An 18,307-nucleotide genomic window follows, 5' to 3' on the forward strand; every position below is an offset into this window, starting at 1 on the left:
AAAAGGGGATTGCCAAAATGGAAAAAAAGAAAAAAGGAATGACACTTGCAAATAAGCAATTGGCAGCCGGCTGGTTATTTCTTACACCAGCAACAATACTCATTTTCATAATGAGCTTTTATCCAATTATTCAAGCTTTTATAACATCATTAAAAACAGGTAAGGGTGTAAACATGGCCTTTGCCAACCCATTAAACTACAATTACACTCGAATGCTACAGGATAATATTTTCATGACATCCATGAAAAATACTTTCCTTTATTTAATAATACAAGTTCCAATCATGTTAATTCTCGCCATTTTATTGGCACAGTTGCTAAACAACAAAGACTTAAAATTCAAAGGAATCTTCAGAACTTGCATCTTCCTACCATGTGCTACTTCGCTTGTTTCTTATTCTTTGATTTTTAAGTCAATGTTTGCAACCCAGGGTCTTATCAATTCAGTTTTAATGAAGATTGGACTTATTTCAGAAAATGTTAATTGGCTTGGTACACCAGCAACAGCAAAGGCCGTAATCATCATTGCCTTAATCTGGAGATGGACAGGCTACAACATGGTATTCTATTTAGCTGGTCTTCAGAATATCGAATATTCAGTATATGAAGCAGCGAAGATTGACGGCGCAAACGGCTGGGAGACATTCTGGAGCATTACAGTTCCACTTCTTAAGCCAACAATCGTAATGACAGCAATCATGTCAATAAACGGTACATTACAGCTCTTCGACGAGTCAATGAACTTGACAAGTGGTGGACCTGCAAATTCAACAATCACAATGTCACACTACATTTACAACCAGGCATTTGGAAAGGGCGTAGGCGCACTTGGTTACACATCTGCAATGTCATTCCTGGTATTTATCTTGGTTGGTATATTGGCATTTATTAGCTTGAAAGTAGGTGATACACGTGACTAAAAAGAATAAATCAATGATTCAGCGTAGGCTAATTCCTACATATATTTTCTTAATCATTTGCTCATTCATCTCAGTATTTCCACTTTACTGGATGTTTGCAGCAGCTACAAACTCATCTTTAAATGTTGCTAGAGGCTCAATCGCATTTGGCAATCAGTTGATGGTGAATTTTGACCACCTTAAGGCCGCAGTTCAGGGAACACTGTGGACTAGTATGGGAAATTCATTCCTTTACTCAATAGTACAGACAATATTTACACTTTTTGTATGTTCAATAGCAGGATATGGTTTTGAGCTTTACCACGATAAGGGCAAGGATAAGCTTTTTGGAATTCTTCTTCTTGCAATGATGGTACCAGCAGTAGCAACAATGGTTCCTTTGTATGGATTAATTTCAAAGGCAAACTTACTTAACTCAGTTTGGGCTTTCATCCTTCCTGGTATTTCAACACCATTTATGATTATGATGTTCAGACAGAATTCTCGTAATTTCCCACCTGACATCATGGAAGCAGCAAGAATCGATGGTCTTCCTGAATGGAAAATCTTTTTCAAGATGTATGTTCCTATTCAGAAATCAATCTATGCAGCAGCCGCAGTTATCACTTTCATGAACGCATGGAACGCATATATGTGGCCAAAGGTAGTTATGAGTGATAACAGAGCTCAGACAATGCCTATGTTTATAGCAAACATTTCAAGCGGTTACACAGTTGATTATGGTATGACAATGCTTGGCGTATTATTCTGCTCACTTCCTACAATGATAGTATTCTTCGTACTTCAGAAGCAGTTTGCAGAAGGAATTACAGGATCGGTAAAATAATATGAATCAATTCGATTATGAAATTGTTAAAGACCCGAGGGTTTTTCAGCAAAACAGATTAGAACCACATTCAGATCATGAATTTTACGATAATGAAGCCCATGCTTATGGAGAAAAATCTAACTTTAAGTATTCCTTAAACGGAACATGGAAGTTTGAATATGCAAAGAATTATGAATGCTGTGACAAAGACTTCTATGAGGAAGATAGAGATTGTCGTTCATGGAATGATATTAAGGTGCCTGCTCATATTCAGCTTGAGGGCTACGACAAGATAATGTATGTCAACACTCAGTATCCATGGGATGGGCACGAGGATTTGCAGCCAGGTGAGGTTCCAACAGTCGAGAATCCAGTTGGAAACTATGTAAAGTATTTTACATTGCCTGCATTTATGAAAGACAAGCCGGTATACATCTCTTTTCAGGGTGTTGAAAGTGGCTTTGCTTTATGGTTAAACGGCAAATATGTTGGCTATAGCGAGGATTCATTTACACCTAGCGAATTTGACCTTACTCCTTATGTTAAGGAGGGGGAGAATAAGCTTGCTGTGCAGGTTTTCAAGTGGACAACAGGAAGCTGGTGTGAAGATCAGGATTTCTTTAGATTCTCAGGAATCTTTAGAGAGGTTTATCTTTACACAGTGCCACAGACTCACATCAGAGATTTGAGAATACAGACTCTTGTTGATGATGATTATAAAGATGCAACACTTGTAATTGATATGGATGTTGTAGGCTCAGGCCTGGTGCAGATGACTCTTTCTGATGATGAAGAAGATATTTTGCACAAAGTTGCAGTAAATGAAGGTAAGAATCATATGGAGGTACATGTTCGCACACCAAAGCTTTGGAGTGCAGAACATCCATATCTCTTTGATTTACAGTTAAATGTATTTGGAGAAACAGGAAGACTAAGCGAAGTCATCAAAGAAAAGGTTGGCTTCAGACGCTTTGAGATGAAGGATGGCATGATGCACATCAACGGTAAGCGCATTGTCTTTAAAGGTGTCAATCGCCACGAGTTTTCTTCATCAACAGGACGAGTTCTTTCTGAGGAGGATATCTTAAAGGATATAATCACAATCAAGAAGAATAATATAAACGCAATCAGAACAAGTCATTATCCAAACCAGACTTATTTCTACAGATTGTGCGATATATTTGGCCTGTATGTAATCGATGAGACAAACCTTGAAACTCACGGAACATGGCAGGTGCCAATCCAGATTTTAAAGCAGAAAGATAACAGCTACGCAGTTCCAGGTGATAGACCGGAATATGCGGAAAATGTGGTAGATAGAGCACGTAGCATGTTTGAGCGTGATAAGAATCATCCATGTATTCTTATCTGGTCTCTTGGAAATGAAAGCTACGGCGGAAGCAATCTACGAAAGATGCAGGATAAATTCCACGAATGGGATAACACGCGACTAGTTCATTATGAGGGAGTATTTAACGATAGACGAGTGGATTTATCTGATATGGAATCTACCATGTATGCGCCAGTAAAAGCTATTAAAGAGTGGCTTAAAGACCATAGGGAAAAGCCTTATATCAACTGCGAATACATGCATGCTATGGGAAATAGCTGTGGCGCCATGAGCAAGTACACAGAACTTGCTTATGAGGAGCCACTGTTCCAAGGCGGATTTATCTGGGATTACATTGATCAGGCTATCACCAAAAAAGATAACCATGGGGTAGAATTTGAAGGCTACGGTGGAGATTTCGATGATAGACCAAACGACGGCAGTTTCTCAGGAGACGGCATTTGCTACAGCAAAAATAGAGAGCCAAGCCCTAAGATGCAAGAGGTAAAACATGATTACCAAAACATCAAAATTACATTTGAAAATGGCAAGGCAATCATTGAAAACCGCAATTTATTTACAAACACAAACGAGTACACTGCAATTCTTACAGTTGAAAGATTGGGAGATTTGATTGCAGAAGAGGAGTTGACAATTGATTGTCCACCTCTAGAGACTACAGAATACGAAATAGAGCTTGATTTACCAAAAGATGATGAATACGTAGTAACACTTTCATTTGTGCTTTCAGAGGACACAATGTGGGCCAAAAAAGGTCACGAGGTAGCATTTGGGCAGACAACAGTAGGCCGATTTACTTTTGAACGGGGTCAAAAGCAAAAGCTTACAGTTACTCAGGGCTTCCACAATATTGGAGTCAGAGGCGATGATTTTGAGGTGCTATTCACAAGCGCAAAGGGATTAAGCTCATATAAGTATCACAACAAGGAATTGCTAAAGCGATTTGTTTTACCAAATTTCTGGCGTCCAATGACAGAAAATGACATAGCAAATCAGCTGCCATTTAGAGCTGGTCAATGGAAATTGGCAAGCAAATATCTTGCAACAAATGTGATGGATGACAAGATAAACGAAGCTCCAAAACTTGAGGTAGAGGAAGATAAAGTAAAAGTAACATTTACCTATCATCTTCCAACAAGACCAGCAGGAGAGTGCCAGGTAGAATACACAGTTCACGCAGATGGATTAGTGGATTGTAGCCTGAAACTTCCAAAGTCAGATGAAATAGGAGAGCTTCCAGAGTTATCTATGGCATTTTGCTTGGACTCAAGCCTTGATAATCTGGAATGGTATGGAAGAGGCCCAGAAGAGACTTACAATGACAAATGTCATGCAAAGCTTGGTATCTTCCGAAACAAGGTGGCCGATAACATGGCTAAATATCTTGTTCCACAGGAATGTGGCAATCATGAGGATGTAAGATATGCAAGCCTAACAGATGATAGAGGTGATGGCGTACTATTCCTGGCAAATTGCAATGGATTATCGGCTTTGCCATACACAGTCCATGAGATTGATGAGGCATTGCATCCAACAGAGCTTCCACCAGTTCATTTCACTCATGTAAGAATTGGTAAGCAGATGGGTGTTGCAGGAGATGATACTTGGGGTGCAAAAACTCACCCAGAGTTCATGCTTGATAACACTAAGGCTATGGAGATTTCCTTTAGCTTTAGGGGAATATAGGCTATAATAGATGTCGGCGGCTATTAAGCAGCCGGCATTTCTATTTTAGGATAAGAAAGGGTTTTATATTATGTTTGAAACAAATGACACATTTATCGAAGAGGCAGTAAAATCAAAGGAAACATCATCTGAGAAAACACAAAAAATAGCCTGTATCATTGCTACAATTATTTTTTTATTGGGAACACTGCTTACTTGGGGCGTTTTTAAAATAATTTCAGTCGTTTTGTTTATGATTTTTGCAATTTTAACCTATATCATATTAGGTAACAAGAACATTGAATATGAATATGACTACACAAATGGTAGCCTTGAAATTGCCAAAATCATCAATAACGAAAAGAGAAAAAAAGTAGTTACAGTTGAATCTAGTGAGTTAAAGATGGTTGCAGCAGTTGGAACAAACGAATCACTTAAATTTGATCATGTACAGCTCAAGACTTATGATTGTTCAGCTCATAATGATGAAGTGAAAGATTACATTTTAGTGGCTCACAGCGAGGCAAAAGGCAACGATTTCAAAGTAATATTCAATCCTTCAGAGGAATTGCTTAATGCAATGAAGCGCTACAACAAACGCGACATATACCTATAAAGCCTTCCCAAAAAAAAGGCTTCTCCCTTTGGGAGAAGCTGTCAGCGAAGCTGACTGATGAGGGCAGAGGGTATGAGGGCATGACACACAACTACAGGTTTACAAGGAGAATAACATGAACATCCAAGAATTAAAAAATGTATTTGAGGAAAAATTTGGCCAGGGCGGCGATATCCGCACATATTTCGCTCCAGGCCGCGTAAATCTAATAGGAGAGCACACTGATTACAACGGTGGACACGTATTTCCATGTGCACTTACAATAGGCACATATGCTGTAGCAAGGAAGCGCGATGATAGAGTAATCAAACTTTACTCAGCAAATATTGAAAGCGTAGGAGTAATCGAGAGTTCACTTGATGATCTTACAAATAAGGACGAATATCACTGGGCAAACTATCCACTTGGCGTAGTTTGGGCCCTTAAAGAGAAAGGCTCTGAAATTAAATCAGGATTTGAAATGTGTGTTTGGGGCAATATTCCCAACGGTTCTGGCCTTTCATCATCAGCATCACTTGAGGTGCTTACAGGCACAGTTCTCACAGATATGTTTGATTTAGGAAAGACAATGACAGAATTAGCCCTTATTGGACAGTATTCAGAGAACAATTTCAATGGTTGTAACTGTGGCATAATGGACCAATTTGCGGTTGCAATGGGACAAAAAGACCACGCCATTTTCCTTGACTGTGCAGATTTATCCTATAAATATGCCAGCGTAAAATTGCCAAATGCCAAGATTGTAATCACAAATTCAAAGGTAAAGCACTCACTTGTAGACAGCGCATACAACGATAGAAGAAAAGAAAGTGCTCAGGCACTTGCAGATCTTCAGACAGTATGTGGTATCAGCACACTTGGAGAGCTTACCGATGAGGAATTCGAAAAATACGGTTCGGCCATCAAGGATGAGGTATGTTATCGAAGAGCAAAGCATGCTGTAGCAGAGAATCAACGCACTATCAAAGCTGTGGAAGCTCTTAATGCAAATGACATAGAAACTTTCGGTAAGCTCATGAACGCTAGCCACGTATCACTTCGTGATGATTATGAAGTATCTTGTGAAGAGGTAGATTTCCTTGTAGAGAAAGAGTGGTCAGTACCAGGCGTTATCGGTGCCCGCATCACAGGTGGCGGTTTCGGAGGCTGCACAGTAGCCATAGTAGAAAACGACGCTGTAGAAAACTTCAAAGAAGTTGTTGGCAAGGCATACAAAGAAAAGTATAATTTAGACGCTGAGTTCTATGTTGTAGACATAGGCGACGGCGCAAAAAGAATTGCATAGGAGGTATCTATGGCATATACATTAGGATACATCACACCTTTTGTGTTGGTAACATTTGGTATCGTGAAATTAATAAAGCACAATAATAAGAAATAGAAGCTTCGGCTTCTATTTCTTTTGAATTACTATGGAAAAATATCTACTGCATAACGATTTCTCTATAGAAAAATATTTACAACGAGTATATTTTTCTATAGAATAATATCAGAGGAGGTATCGATATGTTAGAAAGAAAGATACTTTACAATCTGAGAGAGTGGAGAAAAAGAAAAGGCCATAAGAGTTTGATAGTCACAGGCCAGCGTCAGGTAGGAAAGACCTATGCTGTAGATCAGATGTTTTCAAAGGATTATGAGTCTTATATTTATATAAATTTCATTGAAGAGCCATCTATGATAGGCGAGTTTGCGGGTGATTTAGATGTAAACACATTAAAGTTAAATATTTCCGCAAGAAGGCCAGGAACAAAATTTTTAGAAGGTAATACATTGATATTACTGGATGAAATACAGGAATGTCCTAATGCTATCGCATCACTTAAGTTTTGGACTGAGGATGGAAGATATGATGTTATAGGTATGGGCTCATCGCTTGGTATGAATTATATGAGTGATATATCATATCCAGTAGGAAAAGTAGAATATCTATCTATGCATTCCCTTGATTTTGAAGAATTTCTATGGGCATTAGGAATGGATAAGGACGTAATTGAAGGCGTAAGGAAATACTTTGAAAATATAGAAAAAATGCCGGCCTCATTAATTGAGACTATGACCAAATATCTTCGTAAATATATGGTAGTAGGTGGAATGCCAGAGGTTGTATCTACCTATATAGAGACAGATGATTTGCATGCTGTAGATGAAATACAAAGAAGATTAATTAGGGATTATAAAACTGATATAGCCAGGTTTGCAGATGCAAACATGAGAATTAAGGCACAGAAATGCTATGAATCAATACCATATCAATTGACAAAAGAAAATCATAAATTTCAGTACTCATATGTAGAGTCAAAAGCAACAGCCACTAAATTTGGTACAAGTATTGCATGGCTAAATAATCAGTTGCTGACAATAGAAGTTCAGAATTTAAAAAGAATAGAGTTTCCTCTAGAATCATTTGCAGATGAGACTAATTTTAGGATTTATCCTACAGACATTGGAATTTTAGTAGGAATGTTTGATGAAGGATTAAAGAAAGCTTTACTTGAAGATAATAACATAGAAGAGAAAGCAAATGGTTTAATATTAGGAACAGCAAAAGGAGCTTTATATGAAGCGTTAGCTGCTGATATGCTGCACAAAAGAGGCTATGATAAACTGTTTTTTTACAAACATGAAAAGAATACAAGTGAAATTGAATTTGTCATTATGAGAAGCGATGAAATTCTCCCTATAGAGATTAAAGCCGGAAGAAAGCAGGCAAATTCTTTAAAAAATATACTAGAGAATAACAAACAATTAAATAAAGGCTATAAAATGGCATCAGTTAATATAGGGCAGGCAGGAAAAATTATTTCTATGCCAATCTTCATGCTGATGTTTATGTAAGCAAAGAGCCACCATTATTTGGTGGCTCTTATGTAATTGTAAAGCATAAGCGATAGCTTTACCGTAATTGCATCTGAGAATTTTCTAACGTCATATCCAGTCAAATCGGCGAATTTATCCAATCGATAGATAAGAGTATTACGATGGATAAACATCTTTCGACTAGTTTCGGCAAGTGACAAATCGTTGTCGAAAAATGCTTCTAAAAGGTTTAATGTTTCCGCGTCAAGTCCAGCTAAAAGGTCGATATTAATATGGTTATTTAGGTATGTTTCTACTTCATCTGCAGGGATATTGTAGAGCAATCTGCCTAAGCCTAAGGTGCTGTAGGAATAAATGTGATCAGTCCCTTTGAAAATATTTCCTATGTGCATAGCAAGAACCGTATCCTTGTAGGCCTTAGGTAAATCAGTGAATCTGTGCACTGGTAAATCGTAAGCCACCTTAAATGAAATGAATGCTTCTGATTCTAGCATGTCCAAATATTCATTGGCAGTTTGGATGATTTCTTCTTCAGTAGGAATAGTTTCAAAATGTACAATTAGTGCTATATGCTTAGAATCAATTTGCACTAGAGCATCTTGAGAATCTGGAAGAAGGCTTTTTAAAAGAGAGACAACCTCTTTTGAATAATCTCCCTGACTTTCTAGATAGAAAAGCATGCGAGGCATATCTTCGTTGATGTGAAAACGGTGAATGTAGCCTGCAGCATCAGAATAAGAAAGCTCTTTTATTAGAAAGGCCCTGTAAAATGAGCTTTTTGAATCAAGCACATTGAATCTCACAACCATTTCTTTAAGTTTATTTATAGTTTCTTCATCGGATAGCTCGGAATCTGATATTTGAAAGTTGATACCAGTAGCTTTTGATAACTGTTCTAGTAATTTTTCTTTTTTCTCATCGTAGTTCATAAATCATACCTCACAAAAAGATATTCCCATTATAGCACAGGCATTGCTTTTAGGCATAAAAAAACTGGATGCGAAGTGCATCCAGTTTAAGTAATTTAGATAAGTATTAGTTTGCAATTGTAACCTCTGTGTCCTTATCAAAGAAGTGAGCCTTCTCCATATCAAGAGCGAACTTAACTGTGTCGCCGCCTCTTGCTGTTGTACGAGGATCAACTCTAGCTGTAACCTGAGTTCCAGCATAATCGAAGTATAAGTAAACTTCAGCACCGAGAAGCTCGTATACAGAGATTGTAGCTTCGATAACTGATGAAGCCTGTGTATCAACGAAGATCTGTGAATCATGAATATCTTCTGGACGGATACCAAGGATAACCTGCTTTGAAGCATATCCAGCTTCCATAAGAGCCTTTGTCTTAGCTGGTGGAATCTGAAGGCTAGCGCCATTAACCTGGATAGCTGTGCAATCAGCATTAAGTGTACCATCAAGGAAGTTCATCTGTGGTGAACCAATGAATCCAGCAACGAAGAGGTTGCATGGCTTCTGGTAAAGGTTAGCTGGTGTATCGATCTGCTGAACAACACCGTCCTTCATAACTACGATACGAGTACCAAGTGTCATAGCCTCTGTCTGATCGTGTGTAACGTAGATCATTGTTGCTCCAAGTGAATCATGAAGCTTAGAAATCTCTGTTCTCATCTGAACACGAAGCTTTGCATCAAGGTTTGAAAGAGGCTCATCCATAAGGAATACCTTAGGATTACGAACGATTGCACGACCCATAGCAACACGCTGTCTCTGACCACCTGAAAGAGCCTTTGGCTTTCTGTCAAGAAGCTTCTCAAGATCAAGGATTCTAGCTGCCTCGCGAACCTTCTTATCGATTTCGTCCTTTGGTACCTTACGTAACTTAAGACCGAATGCCATGTTATCGTAAACTGTCATGTGTGGATAAAGAGCGTAGTTCTGGAATACCATTGCGATATCTCTGTCCTTTGGCTCTACGTCGTTCATAAGCTTTCCATCGATGAGAAGCTCACCAGATGAAATCTCTTCAAGACCAGCGATCATACGAAGTGTTGTAGATTTACCACAACCAGAAGGTCCTACGAAGATGATGAATTCCTGATCTTTGATATCAAGATTGAAATCCTTAACAGCGTGGAAGCCATTAGGATACTTTTTGTTAATGTTTTTTAATTGAATGTCTGCCATTGTAAAAATCCTCTCTTTATTATCTATTTGGGAATCTCCCTTAACTATCTACGATTATAGAAAATGACCTAATTGTGAACAATGTTAGAATAACCAAAAAATACAAAAACCTTTCGGTATTTTGACAACCCTATGTTAAAGGTGCACAAAAAACAGAAATAGTTTTTGAGCAGTTATTCTACAACAAAACAGAGTTTGCTAGAAAACATTAATAAAGTACTTGTCATGTGTTATAATGATGTCCAAATGGGATAGTGTTCTTACTATTATTTATAATTGGGAGATTTAGATTATGGAAGCAGTAAAGTATAGAAATCGCTTGAGGAGATATCTCAGGTTTCCACTGTACATGCTTATTATTTTTTTAATAGGATGTATCGCAGTAAGCTTCGTCGATAAAAGAGTTGCGGGGATTATGACGGGCTTCGTTGCCTTGTATGGAATCTTATGTTTCGCTTATTACAGAGTGAATCTCAAATCCTTCAAAAACACTATAATTGAATATGCTATTCATTATGGAACAGTTCAAAAGGAGCTCATCAAGAACTTCAGATTGCCATATGTTCTTTTGGATTCCACTGGAAGAATCATGTGGATGAACGAAGAATTCAGCACTATTGTTGATAAGAGCAAGATTCTCAATAAGTCTATCACCAGTATCTTTTCTGAAATTACACGTGAAGGCATAGAACACGCAAAAGAAGATAACTTTGACATCCATGTTGAATATAATGAAAGAAAATATTTAGCATGCTTACAGAGATTAGATGTGACTGAGCCACTTACCGGCAGCCCTCTTGTTGCAGAAATGGACGACACATCAGATGGTTTAGTTGCAATCATTCTTTTCGATGAGACAGACATTCAGGCAACCAAAGCCAAAATCAACGACCAGGCGATGGTTATGGCCCTTCTTTATATTGATAACTACGATGAAGTTTTCGACCAGGTAGAAAACGCAAAGCGCTCAATGCTTCTTGCATTACTTGATAGAAAGATTAATAAATACTTTGGTGAAGCTGATGCAATCGTTAGACGTCTTGAAAAAGATAAATACCTTATTATGTTCCAGAAGAAGTTCCTTTCTCAGTTTGAGGATGACAAATTCTCTATAGTGGAAGACATTACTACTATAAAGATGGGAAATGATAAGGATATCACAGTCAGTCTTGGTATCGGTCTAGGAAGTGAAAGCTATACACAGAAGGCTGAATATTCACACATGGCTATCGACCTTGCCCTCGCCCGTGGCGGTTGCCAGACAGTTGTTAAGAATGGGCAGCACGTTTCCTACTACGGAACACACGGTAAGGAAGTGGAGCGTACCACACGAGTTAAAGCCAGAGTTAAGGCCCAGGCCCTCCGCGAAATCATGGAGACAAGGGACCGAATTATCGTAATGGGACACAACCTTTCAGATGCCGATTGTCTCGGCGCATCTGTTGGTGTTTACTGTGCAGGCCGAGAGATTGGCAAGCCAGTTAATATCGTAATCGATACAATCACAAGCTCTATGCGACCAGTGGTTGAATCCTTTACAGAAAAGTCAGAGTATCCTGACGATATGTTTATCACAAGTGAGCAGGCACTTAACCTTTGCAACGACAATACACTTATCATGGTTGTTGATACAAATAGGCCAAGCTACGTTGAGTGTCCAGGTCTTCTTTACAAGAATAAAAATATTGTCGTTATCGATCACCACAGACAGGTGGAGGAGATTATTGAGAATCCAATTCTTTCCTACATCGAGCCTTATGCATCATCTGCCAGCGAAATGATAGCAGAGGTGCTTCAGTACTTCGCTGATAAGATTAATATCAATCCTACAGAAGCGGATTGTATTTATGCCGGAATATTAATTGATACAAACAACTTTATGACAAAGACAGGTGTCCGTACATTTGAGGCGGCAGCCTTCTTGCGTAGAAACGGAGCAGAGGTTACAAGAGTTCGTAAGATGCTTCGTGAAAACATGGAGACATATAAAGCACGTGCTGAAATCGTTAGAAATGCCAGAGTATATCGCGATGCATTTGCGATTTCTGAATGCGAGTCAGATGGCACAATCGAAAGCCCTACAGTAGTAGGTGCACAGGCAGCAAACGAGCTTCTTAATATCGTTGGAATCAAGGCTTCATTTGTCCTTACAAAATACAACGATAGAATTTACATTAGCTCTCGTTCTATCGATGAAATCGATGTACAGAGCATCATGACACGCCTTGGCGGTGGTGGTCATGTAAATATTGCAGGCGCACAGGTTCAAAACAGAACATTAGATGAGGTTCGCGAGGACCTTGAAAACATAATAGATATAATGCTAGAAGAAGGAGAAATAAAGCTATGAAAGTAATTTTACTTGCAGATGTTAAATCCCTTGGAAAGAAGGGCGAGATTGTAGAAGTTAGCGAGGGATATGCTAGAAACATGCTTTTCAAAAAGAAGCTTGGTAAGGAGGCAACAAATGCTGCCCTCAACGACCTCAAGCTTCAGAATAAACATGACGAAAAGGTTGCTCAGGAAAACTTAGAAGCAGCTCAGGCATTCGCTAAAGAATTAGAAGAGTGGAAAGTTGAAACTAAGATAAAGACTGGTGAAGGCGGACGTACATTTGGTTCCGTTTCTACTAAAGAAATTGCAGAAGCAGCAAAGAAGCAGTATGGCAAGGAAATCGATAAAAAGAAAATTGTACTTGAAGATCCAATCAGAGCCCTTGGCACATACGAAGTTAAGGTAAAGCTTCACCCAAAGGTAACAGCTACTTTAAGGGTTCATGTTTCAGAACAGTAATTTAGGGGAAGAGTTATTAATGGAAGACGTTATTAAAAGACAAATGCCTAACTCGTTGGAAGCTGAGCAGTCTGTTATAGGTTCCATGATAGTAGATAGAGATGTCATAGTTGAATGTTCTGAAATTCTTCTAAAAGAAGATTTCTATCATCAGCAATATGGCATGCTTTTTGAAGCTATAGTAGAGCTTTACAATGCCGGCGATCCCGTGGATGAGGTTACATTGCAGAATAAACTTAAAGAAAAAGGCGTTCCACCGGAATTTGCATCACTTGAGTTTATTCAGGAATTGGTACTTGGGGTACCAACCACAGTCAACGCTAAAAGTTATGCCAATATCGTAAAAGATAAGGCATTACTTAGAAACATAATCAAAGTAAACCAAAATATTGAAAACATGTGCTTTGAAGGCACTGAAGAAGTCGATACCATTTTGAATCAGACAGAAAAGGATATATTTTCACTGGTTCAAAATAGAGGTGAGACTGATTACGTGCCAATCAAGCAGGTTGTTATGAATGCCATCGCCAAAATCGACCAGGCATCCAAGCAGAAGGGAGCAGTTACAGGTATCCCAACGGGCTTTATTGATTTGGATAGGCAGACAGCAGGTTTACAGCCATCAGATCTTATTCTGATTGCAGCCCGTCCATCAATGGGTAAAACAGCCTTTGTACTTAACCTTGCACAGCATATTACCATTCATGAACATTTATGTGCAGCTATATTCTCACTGGAAATGTCAAAGGAGCAATTAGTAAACCGTCTATTTGCTCTTGAAGCCAGAGTAGATGCCCAGAAGCTTCGTACAGGTAACCTTCAGGAAGCTGACTGGGAAAGTCTTATTGAAGGTGCCGGCAGAATCGGAGAATCAAAGCTTATCATTGATGATACGCCGGGTATTTCAATCAGCCAGATGAGAAGTAAATGTAGAAAGTTCAAGATGGAATTTGGACTTAATATTATCATCATTGACTACTTACAGTTGATGACCGGTTCTGGAAAATCAGAAAGTAGACAGCAGGAAATTTCAGAAATTTCACGTTCTCTTAAGGCTTTGGCCCGTGAGCTAAATGTTCCTGTTATTGCACTGTCACAGCTTTCCCGAGCCGTTGAGCAGCGTCCAGACCACAGACCTATGATGTCCGATTTGCGTGAGTCGGGAGCCATCGAGCAGGATGCCGACGTTGTAATGTTTATCTACCGTGACGATTATTACAATCACGATACTGAACTTAAGGGCGTATCAGAGATTATCGTTGCTAAGCAACGTAACGGTCCTATCGGAACTATTGAGCTTACATGGTTACCAGAATACACCAGATTTGCCAATAGAGATCATAGTCAATATTCAAATAGAGAAGAATAAAAAAAGAGCATCGCGAAAGCGATGCTCTTTTTAACCGGTTTTCTTAAAAAAGCTATTAGCCCTGAGCGATTGCTCCTGTTGGGCAAACACCTGCACATGTACCACACTCAACACAAGCGTCAGCGTCGATGTTGAACTGTGAATCGCCCTGTGAGATAGCTCCTACTGGACACTCAGGCTCGCATGTTCCACAAGAAACGCATGAATCAGAAATTACGTATGCCATAATAAATTCCTCCTTAAAATCTTATTAATAATATTTATCAATATCATAACTGATGAATGTATAATACACCTAAATTGTGTCTAAAGCAAGAACAAATATTGTATTTTTTGAAAACCATGTAAAATCAAGGCTTACCGCGGTTCACACAAACTAACTCCTGTTGATTTAGGCTAACATGAATTAGAATTGTGTACACAAATCGCTTAATAATAATTATCAATTTTTATTATATAAAGTGAATATTATTGTGAAAAGCAAAATGGTTGCGCAAAACCAAAAACCGTGTTATTATCAGAAGCAGTTTAATGAAAGGAAGGAATTTGCAATGGCAAGAGTATCAAAGGCAACTATGATTGGCGAGCTTCTTCAGATTGATGCTGATGTAGCTCCTATTTTACTTAATATCGGCATGCACTGTCTCGGATGTCCATCATCTCAGATGGAAACTATCGAGGAGGCGGCTATGGTACACGGTATCGATGCTGACGATCTTGTAGAAGAAATCAACACATTCTTAGATTCAAAGGCTTAATATGCAAATAAAAAGAACCAGATTTTTCTGGTTCTTTTTATTTGCTTTAAATTAAATTGTGGCCAACTTTTGGATTGCATCACCCTCAGCCATTATTTCGTAGTGCTCTGACATGTATTGATCAGTGCCAACTACGTAGTTCTGCTGATTGCTGTATTCTGAAAGAATATTGCAAACCTTGTTGTATGTTTCAGCAGAATCGTTTGATTTGCTGACTACTAAATAGTATTTGTCATCAAATGGACTCTTATAGAGAGAATTCTTTCCATTGTAGAATGTGGCAAGAATTCCTGATAATCTAAGCACATCATCGAGATTATCAAATACAAACATCTTTGTGATGTCTACAGGTAATCCCTTTTTCGCTGCATCCTCAGGAGATGCTTCGATAGCCTTCTGAGCTTTTTCAAGTAAACTGTTGAATATGTTTAGAATGTCATCTGCAGCCGATTCGTTGAATGGCTTTACAGGTGCTTCGTTCATATCCATGTCGTCATCATCGTATTCATCGTCCTCCTCAGAAAATCTAGAAAATCTAGTGTCTAGTTCATCTGGACTTTCAACCTTTGTAACTAAAAGGACAATTGACTCTGATGAAAGTGGTATAGCTTCTATCATAAGCGGAATATCTTCTGCTTCGAATCCGTATTGGTATGAAGCCTGCTCCATAAGTTCTCTAAATAACTCTCTAGCCTTGGCAGAGCCGTAAGCTAGTTCAGAAAGCTTGATGTGACGGCTGATTAAATCTTCTCTTGATAGAGTGCATCTGATCTGGTTCTCGTTGATTTTTTCAATCTTCATAAAATCACCTCCCGAATCGAAAAAGATGCTAGAACATTTCTTGTTCGACTATTATATATATATTATATCGGAAAGTAAAGGAAAGATACCATATAAATCGTGATAAAAGTATTAAATTTTTCTAAATTTGTGCGTTATAGATTTTTAATGAATTTCAAAATAGGGGTTGCAATATAATTTTATCTGTGTTATAAACTTATCTGCGAGATGCCTTTCCGAAAGGAAGGAGCTGATGTAATATGATACCTGATGGTATTGAAGACAGGTACGACATCGTTTCGGTACTGCGAGAGACAGCAGCTACAGCAGTATTACTTGTCAATTACAAAACGATAGGAGCATTAAGGATTCTTAAGGCAATTCACAGAGCCCATCCTGATGCGTTCAGCATCCTATCCGAAGCACATCTTTTACAAGGGATTCAATCATCCCAAATACCCACCATTTATAGTGTAGAAGATACAAATGAGATGTACTACCTAGTTGAGGAATTTGTAGAGGGACAAACTCTACGGGAGTATCTGCTAGACACTAAACTAACGAAAACAGAGCTTTTAAAGCTAGCCATAAGTCTGTGCGAAGTCGTAGAAGCACTGCATAATGCAAAAGACGGACCAGTGATTTATAGAGATATGAAACCTGAGCATATTATTTTGCAAGGTGATGTGGTAAGACTGATTGACTTTGGCATATCTATTAGGAAATCTGAAGCAGCAAAGGCGAGGCCCCTAGGCACAAAAAATTGGGCTGCACCAGAGCAATTGAATGGAAGCTTTTTGGACGAGCGCTGTGATATTTATAGCGTTGGTAAGATTATAGAGTTTATGCAGAATAACAGTTATGCAAAAGATGATTTTAGACTTAAGAAGCTAGTGAGTCAGGCTATAAATACAGATGTAAATAAAAGAATAGATTCTATTACAAATCTGAAAAAACAATTGTGTGACTTACAAAATGTCAAACTTAATAATATCTCGGAAAAAGGTAATCTCGATAAAAAGATAGCTGTGGTTGGAAGCAGCCATTCAGCTGGAACTACCTTGATTGCAATTAATATGTGTAGATATCTGAATAAAAGGAAAATGGACGCATATTACAAGGATGTTGAAGGAGATACCGTACAAAATCTGATTAGTAACCTCAAAGATGCAAAAATAAAGGAAGGTGTTTTATACCACGAATACTTCAAGGGCATCATAGATTATGGAGAAGCCATTGAAAAATACATGCCTCCTAAGGGGATACAAATAAATGATTGTGGAACTAATTTAGATATGGCGCTAGAAAGCGACATAGTAATCTTTGTTACAAGCAGTGCACCATTTAAGGAAAAGATAATTCCAGATTGGATAGCCAGCGAATCTGTTTATCTAATCAGCAATTTCACATCTAAATTGGAATGCATAAAGCTTTCAAAGTCCTTACACAAGAAAGTTTATATGTATCCAATATTGAAAAGCATCAAAAGATTACAAAAAGAGGAAGAAAGGATTTTTTCAACTATATTGCAAAATGAAAAGGATTTTTAGTTTTAAACATTGGAAGAGAATGTCAACAAAACAATTTAAAAATTTGAAAAACACAACAAAGAACATTTCTTTTATTGGAGCTTCCAGAAAGCTCGGTGTGACACATATGAGTTTGTGTTTAGCTAATTTTTTGCACTCTGCTTTGAAGAAAAAGGTTATTTACATTGAACTCGCAGAGGAAAGCAGTTTGCTTGAATTAGTAGGTGAAAAGCAAATCTACATACATGACATGCTTGCATTTAAATATATGGGTGTTACCTATGTGCTTGCATGTAGCGTAGAGGATGCAATGAAGCTATTAAATGAGCGAGACGCATATATCATCGTGGACATACAAAATTATTCTGGGAAAACAAGTGAGATTTTCAACCGATGTGACAGACAAATAGTGATAGGTTCAATGAAGCCCTGGTGCCGCGTGGACTATTATAATTTAATGAATAAATTGAAAGGAGGGGAAGGCATGCATTCGGGGATGCATGATAGTCAAAAATATTATAATATTGGAAATTTAAAAAACGAAAAAACAGACTTTATGAAGGCCTACAAGTGCAACATCGAATCATTGCCTATCATAGAAAATCCATTTTCTATTAAGGAAGAGGACTTTGAACCTCTTGCGAAAATGATTTTGTAGCTGCGAAAAAGTTAAGATTGTAAGAGATGCCAGTGTTGTCAATTGGACATCTTGTATTATCTATTGATTAAAAAAGACAAAAAATAAAGGAATTTATA

The 18,307-nt window shown here is 38.1% G+C and carries 16 protein-coding genes; 12 read left to right on the forward strand and 4 right to left on the reverse strand.

Annotated elements, in window-relative coordinates; all coding sequences use genetic code 11:
• Positions 1-17 precede the first annotated feature (17 nt).
• The 6 genes from T498_RS0100440 to T498_RS0100470 all read left to right on the forward strand — a co-directional run bounded on the left by T498_RS0100440 (position 18) and on the right by T498_RS0100470 (position 8,198).
• Positions 18-920 (forward strand): carbohydrate ABC transporter permease, encoded by a 903-nt coding sequence (locus T498_RS0100440; RefSeq protein ID WP_028234206.1) that lies wholly within the window; start codon positions 18-20, stop codon positions 918-920.
• Between the two features lie 13 nt (positions 921-933).
• Positions 934-1,746 (forward strand): carbohydrate ABC transporter permease, encoded by an 813-nt coding sequence (locus T498_RS0100445; protein ID WP_028234207.1) that lies wholly within the window; start codon positions 934-936, stop codon positions 1,744-1,746.
• 1 nt (position 1,747) lies between these two features.
• On the forward strand, positions 1,748-4,765 hold the full coding sequence (locus tag T498_RS0100450) for a glycoside hydrolase family 2 TIM barrel-domain containing protein (RefSeq protein WP_028234208.1): 3,018 nt from the start codon (positions 1,748-1,750) through the stop codon (positions 4,763-4,765).
• Positions 4,766-4,835: 70 nt separating this feature from the next.
• Complete coding sequence (locus tag T498_RS0100455; protein WP_028234209.1) at positions 4,836-5,360, forward strand: DUF6106 family protein; 525 nt, start codon at positions 4,836-4,838, stop codon at positions 5,358-5,360.
• Positions 5,361-5,475: 115 nt separating this feature from the next.
• Entirely contained in the window at positions 5,476-6,645 is a 1,170-nt protein-coding gene (locus T498_RS0100460; protein ID WP_028234210.1) for a galactokinase, read from the forward strand.
• Between the two features lie 221 nt (positions 6,646-6,866).
• Positions 6,867-8,198: an ATP-binding protein gene (locus tag T498_RS0100470; protein ID WP_028234211.1), complete on the forward strand. Its 1,332-nt coding sequence runs from the start codon at positions 6,867-6,869 to the stop codon at positions 8,196-8,198.
• Between the two features lie 14 nt (positions 8,199-8,212).
• Here the strand turns inward: T498_RS0100470 and T498_RS0100475 are convergent, their stop codons facing one another.
• Together T498_RS0100475 and T498_RS0100480 are read right to left on the reverse strand one after the other, a co-directional pair.
• Positions 8,213-9,109 (reverse strand): PucR family transcriptional regulator, encoded by an 897-nt coding sequence (locus tag T498_RS0100475; RefSeq protein ID WP_028234212.1) that lies wholly within the window; start codon positions 9,107-9,109, stop codon positions 8,213-8,215.
• 106 nt (positions 9,110-9,215) lie between these two features.
• The gene (locus tag T498_RS0100480) at positions 9,216-10,322 is read right to left on the reverse strand and encodes an ABC transporter ATP-binding protein (protein WP_028234213.1); all 1,107 of its coding nucleotides are present in this window, start codon (positions 10,320-10,322) and stop codon (positions 9,216-9,218) included.
• A gap of 292 nt (positions 10,323-10,614) precedes the next feature.
• Here T498_RS0100480 and T498_RS0100485 point away from each other — a divergent pair, with 292 nt between their 5' ends.
• From T498_RS0100485 to dnaB, 3 genes are read left to right on the forward strand one after another with little or no spacing between them, the layout of a single operon-like run.
• Positions 10,615-12,672 (forward strand): DHH family phosphoesterase, encoded by a 2,058-nt coding sequence (locus tag T498_RS0100485; protein ID WP_028234214.1) that lies wholly within the window; start codon positions 10,615-10,617, stop codon positions 12,670-12,672.
• Positions 12,669-13,115: a 50S ribosomal protein L9 gene (gene rplI / locus T498_RS0100490; protein WP_028234215.1), complete on the forward strand. Its 447-nt coding sequence runs from the start codon at positions 12,669-12,671 to the stop codon at positions 13,113-13,115. The genes T498_RS0100485 and rplI overlap by 4 nt, the downstream gene beginning before the upstream one ends.
• A gap of 19 nt (positions 13,116-13,134) precedes the next feature.
• On the forward strand, positions 13,135-14,484 hold the full coding sequence (gene dnaB / locus T498_RS0100495) for a replicative DNA helicase (RefSeq protein WP_028234216.1): 1,350 nt from the start codon (positions 13,135-13,137) through the stop codon (positions 14,482-14,484).
• 55 nt (positions 14,485-14,539) lie between these two features.
• Here dnaB and T498_RS0100500 read toward each other — a convergent pair whose 3' ends face one another.
• Entirely contained in the window at positions 14,540-14,710 is a 171-nt protein-coding gene (locus T498_RS0100500) for a DUF362 domain-containing protein (RefSeq protein ID WP_028234217.1), read from the reverse strand.
• 325 nt (positions 14,711-15,035) lie between these two features.
• Here T498_RS0100500 and T498_RS0100505 point away from each other — a divergent pair, with 325 nt between their 5' ends.
• The gene (locus T498_RS0100505) at positions 15,036-15,242 is read left to right on the forward strand and encodes a DUF1858 domain-containing protein (RefSeq protein ID WP_015550586.1); all 207 of its coding nucleotides are present in this window, start codon (positions 15,036-15,038) and stop codon (positions 15,240-15,242) included.
• A 51-nt stretch (positions 15,243-15,293) separates the two neighbouring features.
• On the opposite strand, the gene T498_RS0100510 is transcribed toward T498_RS0100505, so the two are convergent.
• A complete protein-coding gene (locus T498_RS0100510) occupies positions 15,294-16,043 on the reverse strand; it encodes an adaptor protein MecA (protein ID WP_028234218.1) in 750 nt (249 codons plus the stop codon).
• A gap of 239 nt (positions 16,044-16,282) precedes the next feature.
• On the opposite strand from T498_RS0100510, the gene T498_RS0100515 reads away from it, so the two are divergent.
• Positions 16,283-17,572, forward strand: coding sequence for a serine/threonine protein kinase (locus T498_RS0100515; RefSeq protein WP_028234219.1), 1,290 nt, complete (start codon positions 16,283-16,285; stop codon positions 17,570-17,572).
• A 19-nt stretch (positions 17,573-17,591) separates the two neighbouring features.
• Positions 17,592-18,209: a hypothetical protein gene (locus T498_RS0100520; RefSeq protein WP_155950993.1), complete on the forward strand. Its 618-nt coding sequence runs from the start codon at positions 17,592-17,594 to the stop codon at positions 18,207-18,209.
• Positions 18,210-18,307: the final 98 nt, after the last annotated feature.

Source organism: Pseudobutyrivibrio sp. MD2005 (assembly GCF_000621865.1).
Lineage (GTDB): Bacteria > Bacillota > Clostridia > Lachnospirales > Lachnospiraceae > Pseudobutyrivibrio.